This window comes from Micromonospora sp. WMMD1120, assembly GCF_029626235.1.
Taxonomy (GTDB): Bacteria; Actinomycetota; Actinomycetes; order Mycobacteriales; family Micromonosporaceae; genus Micromonospora.
Genome location: NZ_JARUBO010000005.1, coordinates 2,541,982 through 2,567,641 on the forward strand (window position 1 = coordinate 2,541,982; position 25,660 = coordinate 2,567,641).

The following is a 25,660-nucleotide window of genomic DNA, read 5'->3' on the forward strand; positions in this document are numbered from 1 at the left end:
CAGACGATGACCACCACCAGCAGCAGACCACTGCCCGAGGCGCCGAACCGGATCGAACTGGCCATCGGCGGGATGACCTGTGCCGCCTGCGCCGCCCGGGTCGAGAAGAAGCTCAACCGGATGGACGGGGTGAGCGCCACCGTCAACTACGCCACCGAGAAGGCGACGGTCCGGTACGCCGACGGCGTCACGCCGGACGACCTGATCGAGACCGTGCGGAAGACCGGCTACACGGCGGCGCTGCCCGCCCCACCGACCGCCGAGGAGCCGGCGGACCCGCTGCGCGGTCCGCGTACCCGGCTCTGGGTCTCGGCGGCGCTGAGCGTGCCGGTGGTCCTGCTGGCCATGGTTCCCGCCTGGCAGTTCGACTACTGGCAGTGGCTGTCGCTGACCCTGGCCGCCCCGGTGGTGGTCTGGGGCGGGTTGCCCTTCCACCGGGCGGCCTGGACGAACCTGCGGCACGGCGCGGCGACAATGGACACGCTGGTCTCGCTCGGCACCCTGGCGGCGTTCGGCTGGTCGCTCTGGGCGCTGTTCCTCGGTGACGCCGGGATGCCCGGGATGACGCACCCGTTCCGCCTCGACATCACCCGCACCGACGGCGCCGGCAACATCTATCTGGAGGCCGCCGCCGGGGTGACGGTGTTCATCCTGGCCGGTCGCTACTTCGAGGCCCGGTCCAAGCGGACCGCCGGTGCCGCCCTGCGTGCCCTGCTCGAACTCGGCGCGAAGGAGGTGGCGGTGCTGCGGGACGGGGTGGAGACGCTGATCCCCGTGGACCGCCTCGCCGTCGGTGACCGGTTCGTGGTCCGCCCGGGGGAGAAGATCGCCACCGACGGGGTGGTCGACGAGGGCACCTCGGCGGTCGACGCCAGCATGCTCACCGGTGAGTCGGTGCCGGTCGAGGTCGCGCCGGGCGACGGCGTCGTCGGCGCGACCGTCAACGCGGGCGGGCGACTGGTCGTCACCGCCACCCGCGTCGGCGCGGACACCCAGCTCGCCCGGATGGCCGACCTGGTCGAGCAGGCCCAGAGCGGCAAGGCGGCGGTGCAACGGCTGGCCGACCGGATCTCCGGGGTCTTCGTGCCGATCGTCATCACCCTGGCCGTCGGCACGCTCGGCTGGTGGTTGGGCGCCGACGCCGGCCCGACCGCCGCGTTCACCGCCGCCGTGGCCGTGCTGATCATCGCCTGCCCGTGCGCGCTCGGCCTGGCCACCCCGACCGCGCTGCTGGTCGGCACCGGCCGGGGCGCTCAGCTCGGCGTGCTGATCAAGGGACCGGAGGTGCTGGAGTCGACGCGCCGGGTGGACACCGTGGTGCTGGACAAGACCGGCACCGTGACGACCGGCCGGATGACGCTGGTGGACGTGCTGCCGGCCAGCGGGGAGGAGCCCGCCGATCTGCTCCGGCTCGCCGGGGCGGTGGAGGCCGCCTCCGAACACCCGATCGCCCGTGCGATCGCCAGCGGTGCCGCCGAGGCGGGCGCGTTGCCCGCCGTGACCGACTTCCGTAACCTCGCCGGGCTGGGCGTGACCGGCACCGTCGACGGGCGGGTCGTGCTGGTCGGCCGGGTCCGGCTGCTACGGGAGCACGATCTCGACGTACCGCCGGAGGTGGAGTGGGCCGTGCGGGACGCGGAGGCCGCCGGGCGTACGGCCATCGTGGCGGGCTGGGAGGGCCGGGCCCGGGGGGTGCTCGCGGTCGCCGACGTGGTCCGGCCGGACAGTCGGGCCGCCGTGGCCGGACTGCGTTCGCTGGGGCTCACGCCGATCCTGCTCACCGGGGACAACGCCGCTGTGGCCCGCGCTGTCGCCGCCGAGGTGGGCGTCGACGAGGTCATCGCCGAGGTGCTGCCGGCCGGGAAGGTCGACGTGGTCAAGCGGCTCCAGGCCGAGGGGCGCTCGGTGGCGATGGTCGGTGACGGGGTCAACGACGCGCCAGCCTTGGCCCAGGCCGACCTGGGTCTCGCCATGGGCACGGGCACCGACGTGGCGATCGAGGCGTCCGACCTCACCCTCGTCCGGGGTGACCTGGGCGCCGCCGTGGACGCCATCCGGCTGGCGCGGCGCACGCTCGGCACCATCCGCGGCAACCTGTTCTGGGCGTTCGGCTACAACGTCGCGGCCCTGCCGTTGGCCGCCGCCGGGCTGCTCAACCCGATGATCGCCGGGGCCACGATGGCGCTCTCCTCGGTCTTCGTGGTGGCCAACAGTCTGCGGCTGCGCCGCTTCCGGTCGGCCGTCGCCGAACTGTGACGACGGCGATGGGTTTACCGGTGGCGGCGAGGGTACCTCTGTCCTCGTAGCGACGCTTGCGATGGAGGTCGACAAATGGGTTTCGACGACAAGGTCAACAACGCCACCGAGGACGCGGCCGGCAAGCTGAAGGAAGGCGCCGGTCGGGCCACCGACAACGAGCAGCTGGAGGCCGAGGGTCGCGCTGACCAGTCCACGGCCAAGCTCAAGCAGGCGGGCGAGAAGATCAAGGACGCCTTCAAGAGCTGACGTACGACCCAACCCGCACGCCGGGCCGGTGATCTTCACCGGCCCGGCGTGTTGTCGTCTCCGGCCCCCGGTGACCCTGAGATGCCCCTGATTCCGCCGCCGCGGCCCTCCATCGGCCGACGACACCTGCTAACTTCTTTTTGCATGTGCAAGGGTCGGTTGTGAGCGCGTCACCGCCGACCGGCGACGAGCTGGTCCGGGTGCTGGCCACCCTGGCCAACCCGCACCGACTGCGGATCGTCGCCGCGTTGGCCCAGGAGCGTGCCTACGTCAGTGGGCTGGCCCGGCAACTGGGCATCAGTCGGGCGCTGTTGCAGGTCCACCTACGGAAGCTGGCGGCGGCCGGGCTGGTCACCGCCAACCTGGAGTTGTCGGAGGACGGGAAGGCCATGAACTACTACGAGGTGGAGCCGTTCGTGCTCACACTCACCCCCCAGGCCATCACGGCGGCGGTCGAGACACTGACCGTGCCCGACTCGACCGAGCAACCGGGAGCGACGCGGTGACCGGAATGAGCGACCACGACTGGACCGAGGTGGTCGGCGCGATCGGCATCTTCGCCCTGCTGATCAGCGTGTTCACGGTGACCGTCGTGCAGGTGGCGAAGACCCGGCGGGCCCGGTACGAGGCGACCCGCGCGGACGACTACCGGAAGCTCGCCGAGAAGGTCGCCGAGGCCCAGGCGGAGAACGCCCGACTGCTCGAGGCGTTGGACGGTCGCCTCGGTGGGCTGGAGACCCGGATGACAGGCGTCGAACGCGTCCTGTCCGACGTCGACTGACCCACCGGATCGCACCGGCCCCGGGCCGTCGAGCGGCTACTCGACGGCCCGGGTGGAAGCAGCGTCACCTCGCCCACCGGGCGAGTTTCACCGGCAACACTCCTTCGAGGAGAGGACAGCACCTCATGCTGCGCGTACGCAAATCCGGAGTCGGTTGGGCGGTGGCGGTGGCGCTCACCGCCGCCACCCTGACCCCGGCGGCACCGGCCGTCGCCCGGCCCGCCATCGACTGGGGGCCCTGCGTCGAGGACACCCCCGGAGAGGACCCGCCCGGCGAGGAGGCGCCGGCCGAGTGTGGCACGCTGTCGCTGCCCGTCGACTGGAGCCGACCAGCGGGGGAGCGCTTCGAGCTGGCGTTGGCCCGTCGGGTCGCCACCGACCCGGCCGCCCGGCAGGGTTCCCTGGTCTTCGGTCCCGGAGGGCCGGGTGACAGCGGCGTCGACCGGGTGGTGAACGGCAGCTCGCGGTTCAGCGCCGACCTGCGCCGCCGGTTCGACATCGTCAGCTTCGACCCGCGTGGCACCGGCGCCAGTCATCCGGTGCGCTGCTCGCGGGAGCTGCTCGGCCGGCAACCACAGGTGATCGCCGACCAGGCGCAGTTCGACGCCACGGTGGCCAACAACGCGCTGCTGCGCGCCGACTGCCGGGCCCGTACGGGCGCGCTCTACGACCACGTCGACACGATGAGCGCCGCCCGGGACCTGGATGCGGTCCGCGCCGCGCTCGGCGAACCTCGACTGACCTTCCACGGCAGCTCGTACGGCACGCTGCTCGGGCAGCGCTACGCCGAGCTGTTCCCCGGTCGGGTCCGGGCCATGGTGCTGGAGGCCGCGATGGACCACAGCCTCGGCACCCGTGCCTTCCTCGACACCCAGGCCGTCACCGCCGAGGGCGCGTTCGACGAGTTCCTGGACTGGTGCGCCCGCTCCACGGACTGCGCCCTGCACGGCCGGGACGTGCGGGCGATCTGGGCCGGACTGCACGACCGGGCCGAGCGCGGGGCGCTCACCGACCCGGACCGGGCCGGCGCCCCGCTGGCCGCGTTCGAGCTGAGTCGCCTCGCGCACAAGAGGCTCTACGACACGTGGCGGTGGCCGGGGCTGGCGGAGTGGATCGGCAGGCTGGCTGACGACGCCACCGTACCGACCGGCACCAGGCTGGCCGACGACGCCGTCGCGCCGTACCCCTTCGCGGTCTTCTGCCAGGACTGGAGCCTGCCGGTCCGCGACTACCGGGAGTACGCCGGACACCTGCGCCGCAGCGCCCGGCTCGCGCCCGACCTGCGGTACCCGCCGGCGCTGTTCGCGGTGGTCACCTGCCTGGGCACGCCGACGCCGGTGGCCAACCCGCAGCACCGGTTGCGGGTGCGCACCGACGTCCCGCTGGTGATCGCGGCGACCGTGCACGACCCGGCGAGCGGCTACGGGTGGGCCCGGAACGTGGCGCGGCAGTTGGGTTGGCACGGGGTGCTGCTCACCTACCACGGGTGGGGGCACGGCAGCTACACCACCAGCCCGTGCGTGCGGAGCGCCGTCGACCCCTACCTGCTGGACCAGGTCGTGCCGGGCCGGGGTGCCAGCTGCCCGGCGGTCCAGCCCGAGGGGTGACCGGCGGCCGGCTCAGGGGCGTCGGGTGGCGCGGACGACGACGTCGTGCAGCGTGTTCTCCCGACCCCCGGGGCCGGCCACCACCCGGCGGTGCTCCTCGGCGGTGCTGATCTCCCACCGGTTGCCGTCCAGCCCGGCGGTGATGTCCGCGAGGGTCACCGACGCCTCGGCGGGTGGGTGGTGCTCGTGCCCGGTGGCGCCCGGAGCGTGCAGGTGCCCGACGATCAGCAGGGTGCCGCCGGGCGCCACCCAGCCGGCGACGCGGTCGTAGAAGGCCAGCTGCGGCATCGCCGGGTGCGCGTAGTGGGTGGTGACCAGGTCGAACCGCACGCCCGGGTCCCAGGTGGTCAGGTCCGCCTCCACCCACCGCACCCGCTCGACCACCCCGGCGCTGGCGGCGCGCGCGGCGGCCCGGGCGAGCGCGGCGGAGGCGATGTCGACGGCGGTGACCCGCCAGCCGTGCGCGGCGAGCCAGACCGCCTCCGCGCCGGTGCCGCACCCGGCGTCCAGCGCCGTGCCCGGCGGCAGGCCATTGGCCTGGTCGGCCAGGTACGGGTGCGGCGGATGCCCTGCTCCGCCGCCGTGCTCGCCGTGCTGCGCCTGGTGCCAGTGGCGGTCCCAGTAGCCCTTGTCGAATTCGTGGTGCTCGGTCATCCGGCCGCTCCTTCGTGTCTCGCCACCGACTGTGACCGGCTGCCGAGGAAAGCGCAAAGTTTCTTGCCGAAACGGCAATTCGCTGCGGTGCTACCGCGGCGTCGCCAGCCGGGCGGCCCGCAGCTCCAGATACCGCTGCTCGGGCACGCTCGTGGTGCCCCGCGCCGCGGCCAGGTACGCCTCCCGTGCCCCCTCGGCGTCCCCGGCCAACTCGAACAGGTGCGCCCGGACGGCGGCGAGCCGGTGGTGCCCGGCGGTGCGCTCGTCGGCGTCCAACGGGGTGAGCAGGGCGAGCCCGGCGTGTGGCCCGTCCACCATGGCCACCGCTACCGCCTGGTTGAGGGTGACCATCGGATTCGGCGCGATCCGGGACAGCAGCCGGTAGAGCGCGACGATCTGCCGCCAGTCGGTCTCCGCGGCCGTCGGCGCCTCCGCGTGCACGGCGGCGATCGCCGCCTGGAGCTGGTACGGGCCGGGCGGCGACCAGGTCAGCGCCTCGGTGATCAGGGCGATGCCCTCCGCGATGGCGGCGCTGTCCCAGCGGGAGCGGTCCTGCTCGGTGAGCGGCACCAACTCCCCGTCCGGGCCCACCCGGGCCGCCCGGTGCGCGTCGGTGAGCAGCATCAGCGCGAGCAGCCCGGTCACCTCGCCGTGGTCGGGCAGCAGCCCGTGCAGGACGCGCGCCAGCCGGATCGCCTCGTCCGTCAACTCGGCCCGGTGCAAATCCGGGCCGCTCGAGGCGGTGTAACCCTCGTTGAAGATCAGGTAGAGCACCCGGAGCACGGCCGCCAGCCGCTCCTCCCGTTCGGCCGGGCCGGGCATCGCGAACCGCGCCCCGGCGGCCTCGATCCGCTGCTTGGCCCGCCTGATCCGCTGGCTCATGGTCGCCTCCGGCACCAGGTGCGCCCGGGCGATCTGGGCGGTGCTGAGACCGCCCACCGCCCGTAGGGTGAGCGCCACCTGCGCCGATCCGGCCAGCGCCGGGTGGCAGCAGAGGAACAGCAGCGTGAGGGTGTCGTCGGCGTCCGGCACCGTCGGCTCCGCGTCGGCCGGTGGCGCGACCCCCGCGTACGCCGGCTCGCGCAGCGCCACCGCCACCTCGCGGTCCCGGCGGGCGCTCTCGCTGCGCCACTCGTCGGTGAGCCGGCGCGTCGCCACGGTGAGCAGCCAGGCGCGCGGGTTGTCCGGCACGCCCTGCCCGGGCCACTGCGTCGCGGCGGCCAGCAGGGCCTCCTGCACGGCGTCCTCGCACCTGTCGAACTGCCCGTGCCGGCGCACCAGCAGGCCGAGGACCTGCGGCGCGAGCGTACGCAGCAGGTCCTCGACCCTCCGGTCGTCGGTCACATCTCCGCTCCGCCGTCATCCATGATCGGCCGAACCTCCATCGCGCCGCCGAAACGCACGTCCGGCCAGCGGGCGGCGATCTCGGCGGCCCGCTCCGGGCTGTCGCAGTCGACAGCCAGGTAGCCGGCGAACTGCTCCTTGCTCTCCACGAACGGCCCGTCGACGACCTCCGTCGCGCCGTCGACGAGCCGGACCGTACGGGTCTGCGACGAACTGGCCAGCGCCTGGCCGCCGATCAGCTCACCGCTCTCGGTCAGCTCCCGCATGATCTCGTCGACCTCGCCGAACAGGGCGGTACGGTCCTGCTCGCTCAGCTCCTCCGTGAAGCCGGGCCGGTTCCAGATCAACAGCATGTACTTCATGGTGACGCTCCTCGGGCTCTCGGCCGTACCCCGGTCGGGGCGCGGCTCACCGGAGGGTCGGAGCCGTCGCGCCGATCCCTACCGCCAACCGCAGAAAATCGCAGAAACGTCCGGCGGTGACGGTCCCACGCCGGGTGACTCAGCGGGCGTCGGGCCGGCCGGGCACCTGCCGGGGCCGGCGGACGCCGCCGACGTCGAGCGCTGCCCGGTCGGCGGCCGAGGTGCCCGACGACCAGCCCTCGGCGTCGCGCACGCTGAGCCGGTGCCGCGTGACGCCGGGAAACAACGTCTCCAGCCGCTCCCGGACCGCCGCACCCCGGGCGGCGAGCACCGGCAACAGCCGGTCCGCCCCGGCCACCCGGTCGGCCGGGTCGGTGGCCGCGTCGGTCGCCGCCTCGGTGGCCGCACGCAGTCGTTCGCCGATGCGCAGCGCGAACGCGTTGAGGAAGGACTCGTCCCACACCTTCGTCCGCCGACCCGAACCCGGCCGGCGCTCGGCGCGCCCGCGCAGCATCGCCGCCGTGGCCTGGACCAGCAGCGAGGTGTAGAGCACCTCCACCGCCACCAGGTCGGCCGGCCAGCCCAGCACGGTGCTGAAGCCGAGATCGTCGGACCAGACCGCCTCGCACCGGTTCGCCGCCGCGACCTCCTGCACCAGCAGCGCCTTCGCACCCGCGTACGGGCTGTCGGTGCTCAACCGCACCCCGCCGGGCGCGTCCCCGCGCTCGGCCCCGCCGGCCAGCAGCGCCTCGTCGATGCTGTGCCGGGCGATCAGCTCCTGTGCCTTGCCGGTCAGCGCCTCCGCCTCGGCCGGAAAGGTCGTCGACTCGGCCTTGGCCAGCAGCGCCCGTACCCGGTCCAGCATCGGTGACCCGGTGCGGGCCGCGCCGGCCGTGCGGGGGAGCGCCGCGCCGGTCACGCCGGGCGGCGGGCGCAGCACCGCGATCGGCGGCAGGCTCTCCACGAGCGCGAGGACGTCGACGGCGACGCGCAACGCATCGGTACGGTCGAGCCCTTCCCGGCGGGACCAGCCCGCCAGCACGCCCGGCTGGTCGGTGACCGCGGTGGCCCCCAGCTCGCGTAGCTGCTCGTCCCACCACTGCGGGACCGGGTCGGCCTGGTCGCGCCGCTGGGCGGCCATCGCATCCCGGACCAGGCCCGCCGCACGGGCGTCCAGCCGGCGACCGGTGATCCGGTGTACGTCGACCGGCTGCCACCCGCGCGGCCACAGCCCGGCCAGGCCGCGTACCAGACGGCGGACCAGCGCGGCGTCCACCGCCGTGCCGGCGTCCGCCGCGCCGCTGCCAACCATCAGCCGGTCCAGCTGCCGTTCGGCCTGCCGTACGTCGGTGCCGCGCACCGCCGCGAGCGCGTTGGCGACGAGTTCGTCAGCGTCCGGCACCGGCACCTCCTCGTTCCAGCCTCGTCAGGTCCCATGATCATGCGCCATGCCCCCGGCGTCGGGTCGGGGCAGGCATGCATGTTCCGTCCTTTTCGGGGTATTTCTAGCGTGAACCGACCCGACTGTGAGGTGTGTGGTGAGCGGCGCGATCCTGCCGAACGCACGTCGCGTCGACGCTCGCTCCTCGACGCTCGCCGGCGTCATCATCGGCGTCGCGATCATGGCGGCGGTGGACGAGATCGTCTTCCACCAGTTGCTGGCGTGGCACCACTTCTACGACCGGTCGACCCTTCCGGTCGCGTTGCTCTCCGACGGGCTGCTGCACGCCGCCGAGGTGATCGCCCTGGTCGGTGGCTTCTTCTGGTTCGCCGACGTCCGCCGGCGGCAGGCCCTGTCGACCCGGTTGGCCTGGGCTGGCTTCCTGCTCGGCGCGGGAGGGTTCCAACTCTTCGACGGGATCGTCGACCACAAGGTGCTCCGGCTGCACCAGATCCGCTACGGCGTCCACCTCGTCCCGTACGACGTGGTGTGGAACGTGGCCGGCGCGGTGCTGTTGCTGGCCGGCGCGGCGCTGCTGTGGCGGACCCGGGCCGGTGGCGCGGGCGACGGCCGTCGGTGACGGCGATGCTCGCCCACGGGGGCCACGCGGTGGACGGGCCGGGTTGGTTCCCGCTGCTTCCCGTCGTGCCGCTGGCCGCCGGCTACCTGGTGGCCGCCCTCCGCGACCCGCGTGGCTGGGACCACCGCCGTACGGTCGCCTGGCTGCTCGGCTGCGCGCTGCTGGCGGTCGCCCTCGGGCCGCTGGCCCAGATCCCCGACGACCCACGCGGGCACATGGCACAACACCTGCTGCTCGGCATGCTGGCCCCGCTCGGGCTGGCGCTCGGCGCGCCGGTCACGCTGCTGCTGCACGTCGCCCGGCCGCCGGTACGCCGGATCGTGGGCCGGCTGTTCCGCCTTCGCGCCCTGCACCTGCTCGCCCACCCGGTCACCGCCGCGCTGCTCAGCACCGGCGGCCTCGCGCTGGTGCTGCTCACCCCGCTGTACGCGCTGGCCGAGCGGCAACCCGCCGTGCACCACGCCGTACACCTGCACTACCTGGCCTCCGGGTACCTTTTCGCCTGGTCGCTGGCCGGCCCGGACCCGGCCCCCCGTCGTCCCGGCCTGGCGGTCCGGGTCGGCGCCCTGCTCGGCGCGGCGGCCGGTCACGCCGTGCTGGCCAAGTACCTGTACGTGAACGCCGCGACCTTGCCACCCGGCCTTCCCGACCGGGACCCGGCCGCGTTCCAGTCGGCCGCCCAACTCATGTACTACGGCGGGGACGTGGCGGAGCTGCTCCTGGCGACAGCCCTCTTCGCCACCTGGTACCGCCGACGTGCCCTGCGCCGCCCCTGCCACCGGCCTCGCTTAGTTCGTGCGTAGGGCGCGAACTGCTGCTAGCGTGAAAGCGCAGGAGGCCCTTCCGAGGGTTCCCGCAGCCGCCTTAGGGCCCGCTCACGCGGGCCCTTCGTGCATCCGGCGGGACGCCGGGGACCAACACCACGAGTGGTACCGGCGACCCTCGACCCACGACCACAGGCGCTCGTTCGCCGCCACCTCCCGCGGATCAAGACTTCCGCCGTTGGCCATCCGGCGGTAAAGGAACGTCACCAGATCCACTGCCTGCACCAGTCGCGAGGCATGTGACGGGGCGAAGTGCAACGTGTCGACGATCCGGGTGAGTCGCCGTGATCGGTATCCCCCGGTCCCGGCGACGCGGTAGCGCCGCAGGTCGGAGCGGTGAGTCGCCGGATTGTCCACCTCATCGGCGATCACCAGGGCAAACTCCTCGCACTGCGCGGCGTACCCGTCGACACGTTCCAGTAGATGCGACAACACCACCTCGTGGGCGGGCTTCGAAGACGCGTAACGGCGTACCAGGCCGTGACGATCGACCCCGCGCAAGATGAGTTTCACGTCGTGCGCTCCGATGGTCTTCATCGCGGCGTTGTAGACGGCGATGCGCGCGCGGGGTGGGAGTTCCCTCCAGTGGGACCGACCCTGAAACAGGTCGTACCCGTGCAACTCCGCCTCCTCGCTGACGCGGTACGTCTTCGCCGCGTTCCGGACGACCTCGTCGATGGCGGTGCTCAGCGGAATGGCGACGCTTCGGGCACCACAAGCGCCCCCATCCAGTACCACCGGTCGGTGTACGACTCGTCCACATAGGTGAGTAGCACCCACGGAGGATAGGTCTCACCGCGCACTGTGATCACCGCGACGCGCGGTAGCCAGGCAATCACGTTCACGTCCTGCGGGGCATTAGTTACTGCCAGGTGGTGAGGATGTCCTCCACCGATCGGGTGTCGTGGTCCGGGTCGGGGGCCGGCGCGGGTGGGTCGGTCGGTGTCCTGTCGAAGCGAGGCGCCGGGGCCGGTTGGATCTCGCCGCCGACCTCGACGAAGGTGCCCCGGACGGCGTTGTGCGGGTGCGCGTGCGCCTCGCCGGGGGCGAGCACCGGTGCGACGCAGGCGTCCAGGTCGGCGAAGACAGCCGTCCACTCGTCCCGGCTGCGCTCCGCGAACCGCTCGGCGAAGCGACGGCGCAGCTCGTCCCAGCCGCTCGGGTCGTACTGGGCGGGCAGGTCGGCGTCGTCGGCGAGTTCCAGGCCGGCGAGCAGGACGGCGTAGAACGCCGGCTCGACCGCGCCGACGGCCATGAACTGCCCGTCCGACGTGCGGTAGGTGTCGTAGAAGGGCGCCCCGCCGTCGAACATGTTGTGCCCGCGCGGGGCGGCCCACAGGCCGGTGCCGAGCAGCCCGTGCAGGAACGAGGTGAGCAGCGCCGACCCGTCCACCATCGCGGCGTCGACCACCTGGCCGACGCCGGAGCGTTCCCGTTCCAGCAGCGCGGCCAGCACACCGACGGCGAGCAGCATGCCGCCGCCGCCGAAGTCGCCGAGCAGGTTCATCGGCGCGTACGGGCGCTCGCCGGCCCGGCCCAGCGGCTCCAACGCGCCGGCCACCGCGATGTAGTCGATGTCGTGCCCGGCGCGGGCCGCCAGCGGGCCGTCCTGACCCCAGCCGGTCATCCGCGCGTACACCAGTCGGGGGTTGCGGGCCCGGCACACCTCCGGGCCGAAGCCGAGCCGCTCGGCAACCCCCGGCCGGTACGCCTCGACCAGCACGTCCGCCCGCTCGGCAAGGCGCAGCAGGTCCGCCACCCCGGCCGGGGACTTCAGGTCCAGGGCGGTGGCCCGCCGCCCACGTTGCAGTGGTCCGCCGGTCGGCGCGGCCAACCGGCCCGGCCCCGGGGCGCCCGGCCGGTCCACCCGCACCACGTCCGCGCCGAGGTCGGCGAGCACCATGCAGCCGAACGGCGCCGGGGCGAGGCTCGCCAGTTCGACGACCCGCACCCCGGCCAGTGGCCCGCCGCGCGCCGCCGTCACGCGACGCCGGCCGGCTCTGCGGAACGGGCGGAACTGTCGCCGTCCGGCCCGGGTGCGCTGGCGGCGAGTCTGTCGACCAGGTCGGCGGGGGGTGTGAACCGGTCGCCGTAGCGGTCGGCCAGCTCGGTCGCGCGGGCGGCGAAGCCGGCCGGGCCGCCCGCGTACTGCCGGACGTAGCGAAGCACCCCTCCCGTCCACGCCGGGAAGCCGATGCCGAAGATCGAGCCGATGTTGGCGTCGGTCTCGGTACGCAGCACCCCCTCGTCGAGGCAGCGCACCGCGTCGAGCGCCTTGGCGAAGAGCATCCGCTCCTGGAGATCGGTGAACGGCACCGCGCGGCCGGCGTCGGTGATCAGGTCGGCCAGTCCTGTCCACAACCGCCCTCGGGTGCCGTCGTCGTAGGAGTACAAGCCCCGCCCCGCCGCGCGCCCCGGCCGGTCGTACGCGTCCACCAGCTCGTCCACGAGCCGGTGCGCCGGCAGCGGCCGGTACTCCGCGCTGGCGGCCTCGAACTGACGACGGATCCGCTGGATCAGCGTGAGGCTCACCTCGTCGGCGAGCGCCAGCGGCCCGGTCGGGTAGCCGGCCTGCAACGCTGCCTGCTCCACCGACGCGGCGGGCACGCCCTCGGCGACCATGCCGACCGCCTCGTCGATGAAGCGGCCGATCACCCGGCTGGTGAAGAAGCCGCGACCGTCGTTGACCACGATCGGCGTCTTGCCGATCCGCCGGCCCAGGTCGAACGCCCGCGCCAGCGCGGCGTCGCCGGTCCGTTCACCGACCACGATCTCCAGCAGCGGCATCCGGTCCACCGGGGAGAAGAAGTGCATGCCGATGAAGTCGGCCGGCCGGTCCACGCCGGCAGCCAGTTCGCTGATCGGCAGGGTGGACGTGTTGGAGGCGAGCAACGCGTCGGGCGCCAGCACCGGCAGCACCTCGGCGAAGACCTGCTGCTTCAGCGCCGGGTCCTCGAAGACCGCCTCGATCACCGCGTCGCAGCCGGCGAGCGCGTCCACCCGGTCGGTGGCGGTGATCCGGTCCAGCACGGCGCGGGCGTCCGCCTCGGTCGCGCGACCCTTGCGTACCCGGCGGGCCAGCAACCGTTCGGCGTGCTCCCGGGCCCGCCCGGCGGCCTCCGGGGAGACGTCCCTGACCACCACGTCGAGCCCGGCGCTGGCGCAGGCGTACGCGATGCCGGCGCCCATCATGCCGGCGCCGAGCACCGCCACCCGCCGCACCGGGGCGACGTCCACCGACGGTCGGGCGGCACCGCCGTTGACGGCCTTCAGGTCGAAGAAGAACGCGCCGATCATGTTCTTGGCGACCTGCCCGGTGAGCAGGCCGATCAGGTGCCGGGTCTCCACGGTCAGGGCCGTCTCCAGGTCGACCTGGGCGCCCTCCACGGCGGCGGCCAGGATCGCCTCCGGCGCGGGCAGTCGAGCCCCCTTGAGCTGTTTGCGCAGCGTGGCCGGGAAGGCGGGTAACTGAGCGGCGAGCGAGCGGCTGGCCGGGCTGCCGCCGGGCATCCGGTAGTCCGGCCGGTCCCACGGCTGCGCCGGGCGCGGGTTGGCGACGATCCAGGCGCGGGCACGGTCCAGCAACTCCGCCTCGGTGGCGACCACCTCGTCGACCAGGCCGGCGGCCAGGGCGTCGGCAGGGCGCATCCGTCGGCCGGTGAGCAACACGGTGGTCAGTGCCGTCGCCAGGCCGAGCATGCGTACCGTCCGGGTCACCCCGCCCGCGCCGGGCAGCAGGCCCAGGGTCACCTCGGGCAGCCCGAGCCGGCTGTCCGGCGCGTCCAGCGCGATCCGGTGGTGGCAGGCGAGCGCGATCTCCAGGCCACCGCCGAGCGCGGAGCCGTTGACCGCCGCGACCACCGGCCGCCCCAGCGTCTCCAGGCGGCGCAGGTCCCGCTTGATGGCGCCGAGCAGCTCGGTCAGCGCGGGCGCGTCGGCACGCGTCGCGCTGATCATCTCGGGCAGGTCGCCGCCGGCGAAGAACGTCGACTTCGCGCTGGTCACGATCACGCCGACGAGGTCGGGCTCGGCTTCCAGCCGGTCGAGAACGGCGGTCATCGACGCGGCGTACGCCCGGTTCATGGTGTTCGCCGACTGCGTCGGGTCGTCCAGGGTGAGCGTGACGATGCCGTCGTCGCCGCGGTCGTACCGGATGGTCTCGGTCATTGTCGTCCCTCCGGTCAGCAGCGCTCGAGAACTGTGGCGACGCCCATGCCGCCGCCGATGCACAGCGTCACGACGGCGCGGCGCAGGTCGCGGCGCTCCAACTCGTCCAACGCCGTGCCGAGCAGCATCGCCCCGGTCGCGCCGAGCGGATGGCCGAGGGCGATCGCGCCGCCGTTGACGTTCACCCGGTCCGGATCGAGGCCCAGGTCACGGACGTACTTGAGGACCACGGCGGCGAACGCCTCGTTGATCTCGAACAGGTCGATGTCGTCGACCGTCAGGCCGGCGACGGCCAGCGCCTTGTGGGTGGCCGGAATCGGCCCGGTCAACATCAGCGTCGGGTCGGCGCCGGTGACCGCCGCGCCGACGATCCGGGCGCGCGGCGTGAGACCGAGGTCCCGGCCAACCCCTTCCGAGCCGATGAGTACGAGCGCCGCGCCGTCCACGATGCCGGACGAGTTGCCCGCGTGGTGGACGTGCTCGATCGCCTCCAGCCAGTGGAACTTCTGCAACGCGACGGCGTCGAAGCCGGCCGCCTCGCCGAGCGTGGCGAAGGACGGGGTGAGCCCTGCCAGCGCCTCGCGGGTGGTCTCCGGACGCGGGTGCTCGTCGACGGTGAGGATGTCCAGCCCGTTGCCGTCGCGGACCGGCACCACCGAACGCGCGAAGTGCCCGCCGGCCAACGCCTTGGCGGCCCGCTCCTGCGACCGCACCGCGTAACCGTCCACGTCGTCCCTGGTGAAACCCTCCAGCGTGGCGATCAGGTCGGCGCTGACGCCCTGCGGCACGAACGACGTGGCGAGCGCGGTCTGCGGGTCGGTGGCCCAGGCCGCGCCGTCGGAACCCATCGGTACCCGGGACATCGACTCGACCCCACCGGCGAGCAGCAGGTGCTCCCAGCCGGAGCGGACCCGCGCGGCGGCCGAGTTGACCGCCTCCAGCCCGGAGGCGCAGAACCGGTTGAGCTGCACCCCGCCCACCTGCTCGGGCAGCCCGGCCAGCAGTGCGGCGGCGCGGGCCAGGTCACCGCCCTGCTCACCGATCGGGGTGACGATGCCGAGCAGCAGGTCCTCCAGCCGGCCGACGTCCAGGCCGGGGTTGCGTTCCCGCACCGCGTCGATCAGACCGACCACCAGGGAGATCGGCTTGACCCCGTGCAGCGCGCCCGTGTCCCGGCCGCGTCCGCGCGGGGTGCGGACCGCGTCATAGACGTACGCCTCAGAGGGCACGGGCGATCAGCTCCTTCATGATCTCGTTGGCGCCGCCGTAGATCTTCTGGACCCGGGCGTCGGCGTACATCCGGGCGATCGGGTATTCCGTGGTGTAGCCGTAGCCGCCGAAGAGCTGAAGGCACCTGTCGACGACCTCGCACTGCCCCTCGGTGAGCCACGACTTCGCCATCGCGGCGGTGGCCACGTCCAGCTCGCCCCGGGTGTGCCGGACGATGCAGTCGTCAAGGAAGACCCGGCTGACCCGGGTACGGGTGGCGCACTCGGCGAGCACCATCCGGGTGTTCTGGTGCCCCAGCAGCGGCTTGCCGAAGGTGGTGCGCTCCTTGGCGTACGCGACGGTCAGCTCGACCGCCCGTTCCATGGCCGCCACCGCGCCGACGCCGATCACCAGTCGTTCCTGCGGAAGTTGCTGCATGAGCTGGACGAAGCCCAACCCCTCCACACCGCCGAGCAGGTTGGCCGCCGGCACCCGGAACTCGTCGAAGAACAGCTCGGCGGTGTCGTTGGCGTGTAGCCCGATCTTGGAGAGCAGGCGGCCCCTGCGGAACCCCTCCGGATCGCCGCCCACCTCGCAGACCAGCAGCGAGACGCCGGCCGCCCGCTGCTCGGGGTCGGTCTTCACGGCCACGACGATCAGGTCGGCCAGACCGCCGTTGGTGATGAACGTCTTCGCGCCGGTGACCAGGTAGTCGTCACCGTCGCGGACGGCCCGGGTGCGCATCGCCTGGAGATCCGAGCCGCCGTCCGGCTCGGTCATCGCTATCGCGCCGACCAGCTCGCCGCTGCACAGACCCGGCAACCAGCGCCGTTTCTGCTCCTCGCTGCCGTACGCCACCAGGTAGCCGGTGACGATCCCACTGTGCACGGCCAACCCGAGGCTGCTCTCCCCGGCGTACGCCTGCTCGTGCAGCATGACGGCCTCGTGGGTGAACCCGCCGCCGCCTCCGCCGTACTCCTCCGGGACGGACAGGCCGAGCAACCCCAGCCCACCGGCGCGCCGGTAGTGCTCGCGGTCGGGGTGACCCTGCGTCGACAGGCGCTCGGCGTGCGGCAGCACCTCCCTGGTGAAGAAGGTGCGGGCCAGCTCGGCCAGGTCGTCGTGCTCCGGCTCGCGCCAGGGCGAGGGGGGACCGTCGGGCGTCGACATGTGCACCACCCTCGCGCCCTGTTGGCGGCATGTCAATAAGCCGTGCGGCGGCTGGCCGCCTCGCCACCCGACTTGACTGACGCGCCTTGATCGACTCCGTTTCCTTGAAGTCGGCCCCTCCCCGCGAGATGGTCACCCCGACATCAGGAAAGTCGAGTCGATCAAGCCACGCGGACACCTCCGCCTGGCCGGGTCAGGGGTCCCGGCAGGGTAAATCTTGGACAGTTTCCGTTAGCTGGTAACGGAAACTGTCCAAGATTGCCGGCTGGCGCGCGGTCCGGCGGGTGCGTTGCCTGGGCGTCGGTGGCTGAGTGTTACTCGGCTTCGTCGCCGTCGGTGGGGCGTGGTGGGCGGTGTTCGGCGATCCACGCCTCGACATCGGCACGCAGCCACACCTTCATGCCGCGTAGTTCCTGGTATGGCTTCGGGAAGCTCGGCCGCATCGCGATCTGCTGGAACCGACTTCGGGAGACGTTGAGTCGTTGGCCGATCTCGTACGGCCCCATCAACTCACCCGGCCCCTTATCTGCCACACCTGGAACCTAGGCACGTTCGACCATCCCCGATTGGGGGTCTCCGATCGGGGGTCCCCAAAAGGGTTGACAGGCAGGCGAAAGTGGCTGAGTGTGGTCAAAGGGTTTCGCTGCGCTATCGGGTGGGCAGCGTGGGCGTGGTTAGAGAGGGGTGCGGATGGATCAGGCGACGGAGTTGGCGTGGTTGCGGGAGCGGGTCGGGGGACTGGAGACGGCGCTGCACTGTGCGCGGAGGGAGTTGTTCGATCTCCGGTGCCGTCTGACGTTGATCGGCCGGGTGGTGCAGGACGTCGACCGGGTGCAGCGAGCGCCCGGCGTCGCCGTTGGTGCGATAAACGCGGCGCTCTACTCCGAGGCGTCCAATCTGCGCCACCTCGGGCGACACGTGGTCCGGCGTCGCCGGGGTCCGCGTTGAGCGACGGGTCGGCCACCGAGAACGGTGGCTAACCGCTGAGCTGCCGCTAGGGTCGGGCAGATGAGTGTCGAGACGGCTCCCCGCCGCCGTCGGTTGGAGCCGGACGCCCGGCGCGGCCAGATCCTGGCCTGCGCGGTCCGGCTGTTCGGCGAGCGCCCGTACGCGGACGTGTCGACCACCGACGTCGCCCGTGCGGCGGGGGTCGCCCGAGGGCTGGTCAACCACTACTTCGGTACGAAGAAGGATCTCTACCTCGAAGTCGTCCGGGTGATGGTGACGATTCCGGAGGTGGCAGTCGAACGGTTGCCCAAGGGTGATCTGCGGACCCGCGTCGACGCCAGCGTCACCTGGTTCCTCGACGTGGTGTCCCGCCACAGCACCTCCTGGTTGGCGGCGGTCACCGCGCGGGGGATGGGCGGGGACGCCGACGTGGAGCGGGTGCTCGCCGAGGCCGAGGAGGTCGCCGCGGACCGCATGCTTGTCGCCGTGGGGCTGGCCGGACAGGCCGCACACCACGAGGAACTTCGCGGCATGGTCAGGGCGTACTGCGGCCTGGCCACATCGACGGCGCGGGAGTGGCTCCAGCGGGGCGCGCTTACCCGCCCGCAGGTGCACCTGCTGCTCACCACCACGCTGCTGGCGATCGTGGAACGGGTGGTCCCGCAGGTCATCGCGGGGATGGACGTGACGCAAAAGAGTCGGTGAACGCCGGACTGGAACCCGCGTGCCCACCGGGCACGCCAGCGGCAGGCGGACTGACTCGGCCGGTCAGGCGGCCCGGCGTTCGTCGGTCCGACCGGTACCTGCCGCCCGGCCAGTCTGACCGGTCCGCGCCGCCGGTGCGGCGAATCGGTTGGCGGCCTGCCCCGGGTACGGCTCGGAGCGGACCACCCGCAACGGCTGGTCCACCTCGTCCGCGCCGAACCGCCAGCGGGACCGTTCCGGCTGGCGCTGCGGCGCGGGCCCACCGGGGCGCAGACCGGGGCGGGACAGCAGCACCGTGATCAGGTAGCCGACCACCAGGAAACCGTGGCTGACCAGCCGCTCCTTAGCCACCGACCCGGTGGCCAGGTCGTTCACCGAGAGCAGCAGCAACGTGCCGACGAACGCGCTGAGCATCGGCAGCAGCCCGGCCGGCGGGCTGCGGCGCAGCGCCACGAAGAGGAAGCCGGCGCCGACGGCCACGTTCCAGGCGGCCGACTCGTGCCACAGGTGCTGGCCGGCGGGGTGCAGGTGGTCGGTGGTCGCCCCCCGGCCGACCTGGGCCAGGCCGAGCACCAACTGCACCGCGCCGAGCAGCCCGAGCGCGGAGCGCAGACCGACCACCAGCGGGCCGCGTCCGAGCAGACGCCGCCACCACGCCGGGCGTGCCGGGGCCGCGCTGACGGCGGCCAGGATCGCCGCCGTCCGGTCCGGCACCTCAACCACCAGTCGGGTACGGACCCGACGGGTCACCGCGACCGCCGCCGTGAACCAGGCCCGACAATCGGCGCACCCATCGAGGTGCCGTTGCGCCGCCGTCAGTTCGGCGGCGGTCTCCTCCCCGTCCAACTGCGCGGACAGGACCTCCCGCCACTGCTCACACCCCATGTATCGGTAGTCGCTCCGGTGGCCCTTCCGGTTCCCGGCAACCGTCACGGGTTGTGGAATACTCGCCGGATCATGACGCGTTACGGCCTGCTCATCCTGCCCGCCACCAATCGGGTGTACGCCCGTTCCGCCGTCGATCTCACCCGTGCCGAGCTGGAGATCTTCGGCCGCTCGGCGCTCGAGGGCCGGATCGGCGAGATGGGCACGGAGGTCGTCGGGGGCGCGTCGTACGTCACGTTCACCGGCGACGGGCTGACCGACGGTGACCTGGCCGCCCTGGGCAACCTCTCCGCCGGGTACGCGCTGTTCGAGTTCGTGGGTGAGCTGCTGCGGCCGGTGGAGTGGCGGCGTCTGGACCGCTACGACGACGACCTGCTCACCATCCAGAAGTATCCGGGCAAGACCAACGAGCAGTTCACCAAGCTGCTGCTCAACGTCACACTGCTCGCCTCGGCCTGGGCCGGCGAGCTGACCAGCCGGCGGTTCCGGGTGCTCGACCCGCTCTGCGGTCGGGGCACCACGCTCAACCAGGCGCTGATGTACGGATTCGACGCCGCCGGGGTGGAGCGCGACCAGAAGGACGTGGAGGCGTACCGGGCGTTCATCACCACCTGGCTGAAGCAGAAGCGGGTCAAGCACCGGGTGCTCGAGTCGGGGCCGGTGCGCCGGGAACGCAAGGTGGTCGGCCGGCGGGTACGCATCGAGCTGGCCCCGACCCGCGAGGAGCACAAGGCCGGTCGCACGCAGGTGCTGGACGTGGTCAATGCGGACACCGCCCGCTCGGGGGAGTTCTTCCGCCCGGAGACCGTCGACCTGGTGGTCGCCGACGCGCCGTACGGCGTACAGCATGGCAGTCGGACCGCCGACCAGGGTCTCTCGCGCGACCCGCTGGCGCTGCTCGCGGACGCCGCGCCGGTGTGGGCGCGGCTGTTGCGCCCCGGCGGCGCCCTCGGTGTCTCCTGGAACACCCATGTCGCCAGTCGGGACGACGCGGCGGCGGCGCTGTCCGACGCGGGCCTGACGGTCGTCGACGACGGGCCCTACCGGGCGCTGCGGCACCGGGTCGACCAGTCGATCATGCGGGACGTGCTGGTGGCCCGCCGCCCGGCCTGAACGGCCCGGCACCCTTCCCCACCACCCGGCCGCGCCGGGCGCGACGCCGCCCGGGCACCCAATCCCGCCTATGCCCCCTTTGCTCTGCACCCGCGGAGGCGACGCTCACGCTGAGTAGCCGGTGCCTCAATGGGTGCAAAGCAAAGGGGGCCGCAGGGGGCATGCGGAGCAGCGGGCGGGTGAGCGGTCCCGGCCCTTCGGAGCGCAGCCCCGTCTGTGCCGCATTTCACCTGATCAGGTGCCTGTGTGAAGACCGCGTCAAGAAACGGCCCGGTCCCGTCATGGTCGCGTTATGACCCCTGCCGTCCGGCGGGTGGTGGGGCTTTGATTGCCCGGCGCGACCGGGAGGCGGTCGCGAGGACATCTTCCGCTAGGAGAGGTCAGCCGTGTCTGACGTGCTGTTCGTGTTGCTGACGGTGGGGCTGTTCGCGGCTCTCGCCCTCGTGGTGAGGGGTGTGGAGAAGCTGTGAGCGCCGTCAACGCCGTCGGCTTGGTGCTGGCGATCGGACTGGGTGTGTTCCTGGTGTTCGCCCTGCTGTTCCCGGAGCGCTTCTGATGAGCATGACAACAGCAGGCGTCATCTTCGTGCTGGCGCTGGTGGTGGCGCTCGTCGCCGTCTACAAGCCGTTCGGCGACTACATGTTCCGGGCGGTCTCCGGAACCGGGCAGTCGCGCGTCGAGCGGGGCATTTTCCGACTCGTCGGGGTCAACCCGACCGCCGAGCAGACCTGGGGCGTCTACGCCCGCAGCGTGCTGGCGTTCTCCGCGGTCTCGGTCCTCTTCCTCTACCTGTTCCAGCGGGTGCAGAACCACCTGTGGCTGTCGCTGGGCTTCGACCCGGTGGTGCCGCACGGCGCGTGGAACACGGCAGTGTCGTTCGTGACCAACACCAACTGGCAGTCGTACTCGGGTGAGTCGACGATGGGCCACCTGGTGCAGATGGCCGGCCTCGCCGTGCAGAACTTCGTCTCGGCGGCGGTCGGCATCGCGGTGGCTGTCGCGCTGGTGCGCGGCTTCGCCCGCAGCCGCACCGGGCAGCTCGGCAACTTCTGGGTCGACCTGACCCGGATCGTGCTGCGGATCCTGCTGCCGATCGCGGTGCTCGGCGCCATCGCGCTGATGATCGGCGGGGCGGTGCAGAACCTCTCCGCCGGCACCGACGTGAGCACGCTGACCGGCGGCACCCAGACCATCACCGGCGGTCCGGTGGCCAGCCAGGAAGTGATCAAGGAACTGGGCACCAACGGCGGCGGCTTCTACAACGTCAACAGCGCCCACCCGTTCGAGAACCCCACGACCTGGACGAACTGGCTGGAGATCTTCCTGATCCTGCTGATCCCGTTCAGCCTGCCCCGGGTCTTCGGCCGGATGGTCGGGCAGAACCGGCAGGGCTACGCCATCGCCGCGGTGATGGGCGTCCTCGCGCTGGTCAGCATCACGCTGACCAACGTGTTCGAGCTGGCCGGCCACGGCACTGTGCCGCAGGCGATCGGCGCGGCGCTGGAGGGCAAGGAGGTGCGGTTCGACGTGTCGAACTCGGCCACCTTCGCCGCCGCCACCACGCTCACCTCGACCGGCGCGGTGAACTCGTTCCACGACTCGTTCACCTCGCTCGGCGGCATGATGGCCATGGTCAACATGATGCTCGGCGAGGTCGCGCCCGGCGGTGTCGGTTCCGGCCTGTACGGCCTGCTGATCCTCGCGGTGATCACGGTCTTCGTGGCCGGCCTGATGGTGGGCCGCACGCCCGAGTACCTGGGCAAGAAGATCGGCTCCCGGGAGATCAAGTTCGCCTCGCTGTACTTTCTGATCACGCCGATCCTGGTGCTGGTCGGTACGGCGGCCGCGTTCGCCACCGGCAACAACTCCACGGCGCTCAACGTCGGCCCGCACGGCCTCTCCGAGGTGCTCTATGCGTTCACCTCGGCCAGCAACAACAACGGCTCCGCCTTCGCCGGCATCACCGTCAACACCACCTGGTGGGACACCGCGCTCGGGTTGTGCATGCTGCTGGGCCGGTTCCTGCCGCTCATCTTCGTGCTCGCGCTGGCCGGATCGCTGGCCCGCCAGGCACCCACCCCCGCGTCCGAGGGCACCCTGCCGACCCACCGACCGCTGTTCATCGGCATGGTCGTCGGCGTCACCGTCGTCCTCGTCGCGCTGACCTTCCTGCCCGCGCTCGCGCTCGGCCCGCTGGCCGAAGGGCTGTGACCATCATGAGAGAGAAGGACATGACCACGTCTACGCCGGCGCCGCACGGCGCGGCGGACGCCGCCACCGCCGGTACCCCGGCCATCCAGGGTGACCGGGTCGGCGGGGGACTGCTCGACCCGAAGCAACTGGTCCGGTCCCTGCCGGACGCGCTCCGCAAGCTCGACCCGACCACGCTGTGGCGTAACCCGGTGATGCTGATCGTCGAGGTCGGCGCTGCCTTCACCACAGTCCTGGCGGTGCTCGACCCGTCGGTGTTCGCCTGGGCGATCACCATCTGGCTCTGGCTGACAGTGCTCTTCGCCAACCTGGCCGAGGCGGTCGCGGAGGGCCGGGGCAAGGCCCAGGCCGCCGCGCTGCGGCGGGCCAAACAGGACACCATCGCCACCCGGCTGCTCGACTGGAAGCCCGGCGCCAGGGCCAACGCCTACCGCGACGAGGCCGTCCCCGCGCCGCAACTGCGCCAGGGCGACATCGTGCTGGTCGAGGCGGGCGGCATCATCCCCGGTGACGGGGACATCGTCGAGGGCATCGCCAGCGTCGACGAGTCGGCCATCACCGGCGAGTCGGCCCCGGTCATCCGGGAGTCCGGCGGCGACCGCAGCGCTGTCACCGGCGGCACCAAGGTGCTGTCCGACCGGATCATCGTGAAGATCACCCAGAAGCCGGGGGAGAGCTTCATCGACCGGATGATCGCCCTGGTCGAGGGCGCCAACCGGCAGAAGACGCCGAACGAGATCGCGCTGAACATCCTGCTCGCCGCGCTCACGGTCATCTTCCTGCTGGCCGTCGTCACCCTCCAACCGCTGGCGATTTTCTCCAAGGCGTACCAGGCCGCCGCGCCGGACAGCGGGGCGATCACCAACTCCGGTGTCACAGGTGTCGTGCTGGTCTCGCTGCTGGTCTGCCTGATCCCCACCACCATCGGCGCGCTGCTGTCGGCCATCGGCATCGCCGGCATGGACCGCCTCGTCCAGCGCAACGTCCTGGCGATGAGCGGCCGGGCCGTCGAGGCGGCCGGCGACGTCAACACCCTGCTGCTGGACAAGACCGGCACCATCACGCTCGGCAACCGGCAGGCCGCCGAGTTCGTGCCGGTCCAGGGCGTCGACGCCGCGACGGTGGCCGACGCCGCCCAGCTCTCCAGCCTGGCCGACGAGACCCCGGAGGGGCGCTCGGTGGTCGTCCTGGCGAAGAACGAGTTCGGGCTGCGCGAACGCGAGCCCGGCGTGATGCCGCACGCCACCTTCGTGCCGTTCACCGCGCAGACCCGGATGAGCGGCGTCGACCTGACCCCGGACGCCAGCGTGGACGGCGGCGCGTCGGGCAGCGGCCGCCGGGTCCGCAAGGGCGCGGCCGCCGCGGTGATGAAGTGGGTACGCGAGAACGGCGGTCACCCGACCGAGCAGGTCGGCGAGATCGTGGACGCGATCAGCGGCACCGGCGGCACCCCGCTGGTGGTCGCCGAGCACGTCGACGGTGAGCCGGCCCGCGCGCTGGGTGTCATCCACCTCAAGGACGTGGTCAAGTCCGGGATGCGGGAGCGGTTCGACGAGATGCGCCGGATGGGCATCCGGACCGTGATGATCACCGGTGACAACCCGCGTACCGCGAAGGCGATCGCCGACGAGGCCGGGGTGGACGACTTCCTGGCCGAGGCGACGCCGGAGGACAAGCTCGCGCTGATCAAGCGGGAGCAGGAGGGCGGCCGGCTGGTCGCGATGACCGGTGACGGCACCAACGACGCGCCGGCGCTCGCCCAGGCCGACGTCGGGGTGGCGATGAACACCGGCACGTCGGCCGCCAAGGAGGCCGGCAACATGGTCGACCTCGACTCCGACCCGACCAAGCTGATCGAGATCGTGGAGATCGGCAAGCAGTTGCTGATCACCCGCGGCGCGCTGACCACGTTCAGCATCTCGAACGACATAGCGAAGTACTTCGCGATCATCCCGGCCATGTTCGCCGGCCTCTACCCGAGCCTGGACGCGCTGAACATCATGCGGCTGGCCAGCCCGGAGTCGGCGATCCTGTCCGCTGTCATCTTCAACGCCCTGGTGATCATCGCGCTGATCCCGCTCGCCCTGCGCGGCGTGCGGTACCGGCCGTCCGCGGCGTCGAAGCTGCTCAGCCGCAACCTGCTGGTCTACGGGCTGGGCGGAATCATCGTCCCGTTCATCGGGATCAAGCTCATCGACCTGCTCATCCAGTTCATTCCGGGGATTTCGTGATGCGTCTACCCACCTGGATCGCCCAACACCTCGCCGCGCTGCGTGCCGTACTCGTCTTCACCGTGCTGCTCGGCCTGGTCTATCCGCTGGTCCTGGTCGCGGTCGGTCAACTGCCCGGCCTCAACCACAAGGCCGACGGTTCACTGATCGAGGTCGGCGGCAGCACCGTCGGCAGTTCGCTGATCGGGCAGTCCTTCACCGACGCGGACGGCAACCCCGTGCCGCGCTACTTCCAGTCCCGTCCGTCCGCCGCCGGTGACGGCTACGACCCGACGTCCACCTCGGCCAGCAACCTCGGCCCGGAGAGCGTCGTCGACACCATCGCCAGCGACCCCGAGGAGTCCAGCGAAAGCCTGCTGACCCAGGTCTGCGCACGCAGCAAGGCGGTCGGCGAGCTGAACGGCGTCGACGGAAGCCGGCCGTTCTGCACCGACGACGGGGTGGGCGCGGTGCTCGCGGTCTTCCGCGCGGACGGTCTGACCGGCCCGGTCACCCGGGTGGTCAGCGTCAACCAGGTCGCCCCGGCCACCCCGTTCGTCTCCTCGTACCAGGGGGTCACGGTGGAGCTGGCCCAACCCGACCGGGACTACGTGGCCGAGGGTGGTCTGATCACTCCGATCCGGGGCGACGCGCCGGAGAAGCCGGCGGTGCCCGCCGACGCGGTCACCGCCAGCGGCAGCGGCCTCGACCCGCAGATCAGCCCGGCGTACGCCGAGCTACAGGTGAACCGGGTCGCGCGCGAGCGCGGCGCGGACCCGGCGGCGGTCCGCAAGCTGGTCGAGGAGAACACCACCGGACGGTCGCTCGGGTTCATGGGGGAGCCCGGTGTGAACGTGCTGGAACTCAACATCGCCCTCGACCGGCGGTTCGCCGCGCGCTGAGAGCGCGACGCGGGCGGGGCGGTGCCGACGGGCACGGCCCCG

General features: G+C 72.3%; 25 protein-coding genes. 14 read left to right on the plus strand and 11 right to left on the minus strand.

All coding sequences use genetic code 11. The features are described 5' to 3' along the window. Positions 1-6: 6 nt before the first annotated feature. The 5 genes from O7634_RS12040 (at position 7) to O7634_RS12060 (ending at position 4,893) form a co-directional block, all read left to right on the plus strand. On the plus strand, positions 7-2,256 hold the full coding sequence (locus O7634_RS12040; protein ID WP_278150218.1) for a heavy metal translocating P-type ATPase: 2,250 nt from the start codon (positions 7-9) through the stop codon (positions 2,254-2,256). 75 nt (positions 2,257-2,331) lie between these two features. After that, positions 2,332-2,505, plus strand: a complete 174-nt coding sequence (locus O7634_RS12045; RefSeq protein WP_278150219.1) for a CsbD family protein — start codon at positions 2,332-2,334, stop codon at positions 2,503-2,505. Between the two features lie 161 nt (positions 2,506-2,666). After that, positions 2,667-3,011, plus strand: a complete 345-nt coding sequence (locus tag O7634_RS12050) for an ArsR family transcriptional regulator (protein WP_278150220.1) — start codon at positions 2,667-2,669, stop codon at positions 3,009-3,011. Continuing rightward, positions 3,008-3,286, plus strand: coding sequence for a hypothetical protein (locus tag O7634_RS12055; RefSeq protein ID WP_278150221.1), 279 nt, complete (start codon positions 3,008-3,010; stop codon positions 3,284-3,286). The genes O7634_RS12050 and O7634_RS12055 overlap by 4 nt, the downstream gene beginning before the upstream one ends. A gap of 125 nt (positions 3,287-3,411) precedes the next feature. Beyond that, positions 3,412-4,893, plus strand: a complete 1,482-nt coding sequence (locus O7634_RS12060; RefSeq protein ID WP_278150222.1) for an alpha/beta hydrolase — start codon at positions 3,412-3,414, stop codon at positions 4,891-4,893. 12 nt (positions 4,894-4,905) lie between these two features. On the opposite strand, the gene O7634_RS12065 is transcribed toward O7634_RS12060, so the two are convergent. The 4 genes from O7634_RS12065 to O7634_RS12080 all read right to left on the minus strand — a co-directional run bounded on the left by O7634_RS12065 (position 4,906) and on the right by O7634_RS12080 (position 8,655). After that, positions 4,906-5,547, minus strand: a complete 642-nt coding sequence (locus O7634_RS12065) for a class I SAM-dependent methyltransferase (RefSeq protein WP_278150224.1) — start codon at positions 5,545-5,547, stop codon at positions 4,906-4,908. A gap of 90 nt (positions 5,548-5,637) precedes the next feature. Further along, entirely contained in the window at positions 5,638-6,891 is a 1,254-nt protein-coding gene (locus O7634_RS12070; protein ID WP_278150225.1) for a DUF6596 domain-containing protein, read from the minus strand. Further along, a complete protein-coding gene (locus tag O7634_RS12075; RefSeq protein ID WP_278150226.1) occupies positions 6,888-7,253 on the minus strand; it encodes a YciI family protein in 366 nt (121 codons plus the stop codon). Before O7634_RS12075 ends, O7634_RS12070 begins: the two co-directional genes overlap by 4 nt. A gap of 139 nt (positions 7,254-7,392) precedes the next feature. Then, complete coding sequence (locus O7634_RS12080; protein WP_278150227.1) at positions 7,393-8,655, minus strand: DUF2786 domain-containing protein; 1,263 nt, start codon at positions 8,653-8,655, stop codon at positions 7,393-7,395. A gap of 136 nt (positions 8,656-8,791) precedes the next feature. Here O7634_RS12080 and O7634_RS12085 point away from each other — a divergent pair, with 136 nt between their 5' ends. Next, a complete protein-coding gene (locus tag O7634_RS12085) occupies positions 8,792-9,274 on the plus strand; it encodes a DUF2243 domain-containing protein (RefSeq protein WP_278150228.1) in 483 nt (160 codons plus the stop codon). Between the two features lie 5 nt (positions 9,275-9,279). Then, positions 9,280-10,077 (plus strand): cytochrome c oxidase assembly protein, encoded by a 798-nt coding sequence (locus O7634_RS12090; protein ID WP_278150229.1) that lies wholly within the window; start codon positions 9,280-9,282, stop codon positions 10,075-10,077. A 72-nt stretch (positions 10,078-10,149) separates the two neighbouring features. Here the strand turns inward: O7634_RS12090 and O7634_RS12095 are convergent, their stop codons facing one another. From O7634_RS12095 to O7634_RS12120, 6 genes are all read right to left on the minus strand, one after another. After that, positions 10,150-10,836, minus strand: coding sequence for a DUF3800 domain-containing protein (locus O7634_RS12095; protein ID WP_278150230.1), 687 nt, complete (start codon positions 10,834-10,836; stop codon positions 10,150-10,152). A 124-nt stretch (positions 10,837-10,960) separates the two neighbouring features. Beyond that, a complete protein-coding gene (locus O7634_RS12100; protein ID WP_278150231.1) occupies positions 10,961-12,082 on the minus strand; it encodes a CaiB/BaiF CoA-transferase family protein in 1,122 nt (373 codons plus the stop codon). Then, on the minus strand, positions 12,079-14,265 hold the full coding sequence (locus O7634_RS12105) for a 3-hydroxyacyl-CoA dehydrogenase NAD-binding domain-containing protein (RefSeq protein WP_278150232.1): 2,187 nt from the start codon (positions 14,263-14,265) through the stop codon (positions 12,079-12,081). The genes O7634_RS12100 and O7634_RS12105 overlap by 4 nt, the downstream gene beginning before the upstream one ends. 14 nt (positions 14,266-14,279) lie before the next feature. Continuing rightward, the gene (locus O7634_RS12110) at positions 14,280-15,494 is read right to left on the minus strand and encodes an acetyl-CoA C-acetyltransferase (RefSeq protein ID WP_278150233.1); all 1,215 of its coding nucleotides are present in this window, start codon (positions 15,492-15,494) and stop codon (positions 14,280-14,282) included. Then, positions 15,484-16,644 (minus strand): acyl-CoA dehydrogenase family protein, encoded by a 1,161-nt coding sequence (locus O7634_RS12115; RefSeq protein WP_278150234.1) that lies wholly within the window; start codon positions 16,642-16,644, stop codon positions 15,484-15,486. The genes O7634_RS12110 and O7634_RS12115 overlap by 11 nt, the downstream gene beginning before the upstream one ends. Positions 16,645-16,958: 314 nt before the next feature. Next, positions 16,959-17,177, minus strand: a complete 219-nt coding sequence (locus tag O7634_RS12120) for a hypothetical protein (protein WP_347404248.1) — start codon at positions 17,175-17,177, stop codon at positions 16,959-16,961. Positions 17,178-17,334: 157 nt separating this feature from the next. Here O7634_RS12120 and O7634_RS12125 point away from each other — a divergent pair, with 157 nt between their 5' ends. Together O7634_RS12125 and O7634_RS12130 are read left to right on the plus strand one after the other, a co-directional pair. Further along, positions 17,335-17,592, plus strand: coding sequence for a hypothetical protein (locus O7634_RS12125; RefSeq protein ID WP_278150235.1), 258 nt, complete (start codon positions 17,335-17,337; stop codon positions 17,590-17,592). Positions 17,593-17,652: 60 nt separating this feature from the next. Then, on the plus strand, positions 17,653-18,297 hold the full coding sequence (locus O7634_RS12130; protein ID WP_278150236.1) for a TetR/AcrR family transcriptional regulator: 645 nt from the start codon (positions 17,653-17,655) through the stop codon (positions 18,295-18,297). A gap of 63 nt (positions 18,298-18,360) precedes the next feature. Here O7634_RS12130 and O7634_RS12135 read toward each other — a convergent pair whose 3' ends face one another. Then, a complete protein-coding gene (locus tag O7634_RS12135) occupies positions 18,361-19,182 on the minus strand; it encodes a zf-HC2 domain-containing protein (protein ID WP_278150237.1) in 822 nt (273 codons plus the stop codon). A 72-nt stretch (positions 19,183-19,254) separates the two neighbouring features. Here O7634_RS12135 and O7634_RS12140 point away from each other — a divergent pair, with 72 nt between their 5' ends. The 5 genes from O7634_RS12140 (at position 19,255) to O7634_RS12160 (ending at position 25,618) form a co-directional block, all read left to right on the plus strand. After that, positions 19,255-20,295, plus strand: a complete 1,041-nt coding sequence (locus tag O7634_RS12140) for an SAM-dependent methyltransferase (RefSeq protein ID WP_278150238.1) — start codon at positions 19,255-19,257, stop codon at positions 20,293-20,295. A gap of 466 nt (positions 20,296-20,761) precedes the next feature. Then, positions 20,762-20,851 carry a K(+)-transporting ATPase subunit F gene (kdpF, locus tag O7634_RS12145; protein ID WP_278150239.1) on the plus strand — a complete coding sequence of 30 codons (90 nt, stop codon included), beginning with the start codon at positions 20,762-20,764 and terminating at the stop codon, positions 20,849-20,851. After that, on the plus strand, positions 20,851-22,506 hold the full coding sequence (kdpA, locus tag O7634_RS12150; protein ID WP_278150240.1) for a potassium-transporting ATPase subunit KdpA: 1,656 nt from the start codon (positions 20,851-20,853) through the stop codon (positions 22,504-22,506). The genes kdpF and kdpA overlap by 1 nt, the downstream gene beginning before the upstream one ends. 20 nt (positions 22,507-22,526) lie before the next feature. After that, entirely contained in the window at positions 22,527-24,737 is a 2,211-nt protein-coding gene (gene kdpB, locus O7634_RS12155) for a potassium-transporting ATPase subunit KdpB (protein WP_278150241.1), read from the plus strand. Then, positions 24,737-25,618 (plus strand): potassium-transporting ATPase subunit C, encoded by an 882-nt coding sequence (locus O7634_RS12160; RefSeq protein WP_278150242.1) that lies wholly within the window; start codon positions 24,737-24,739, stop codon positions 25,616-25,618. The genes kdpB and O7634_RS12160 overlap by 1 nt, the downstream gene beginning before the upstream one ends. The last annotated feature ends 42 nt before the right edge of the window (positions 25,619-25,660 follow it).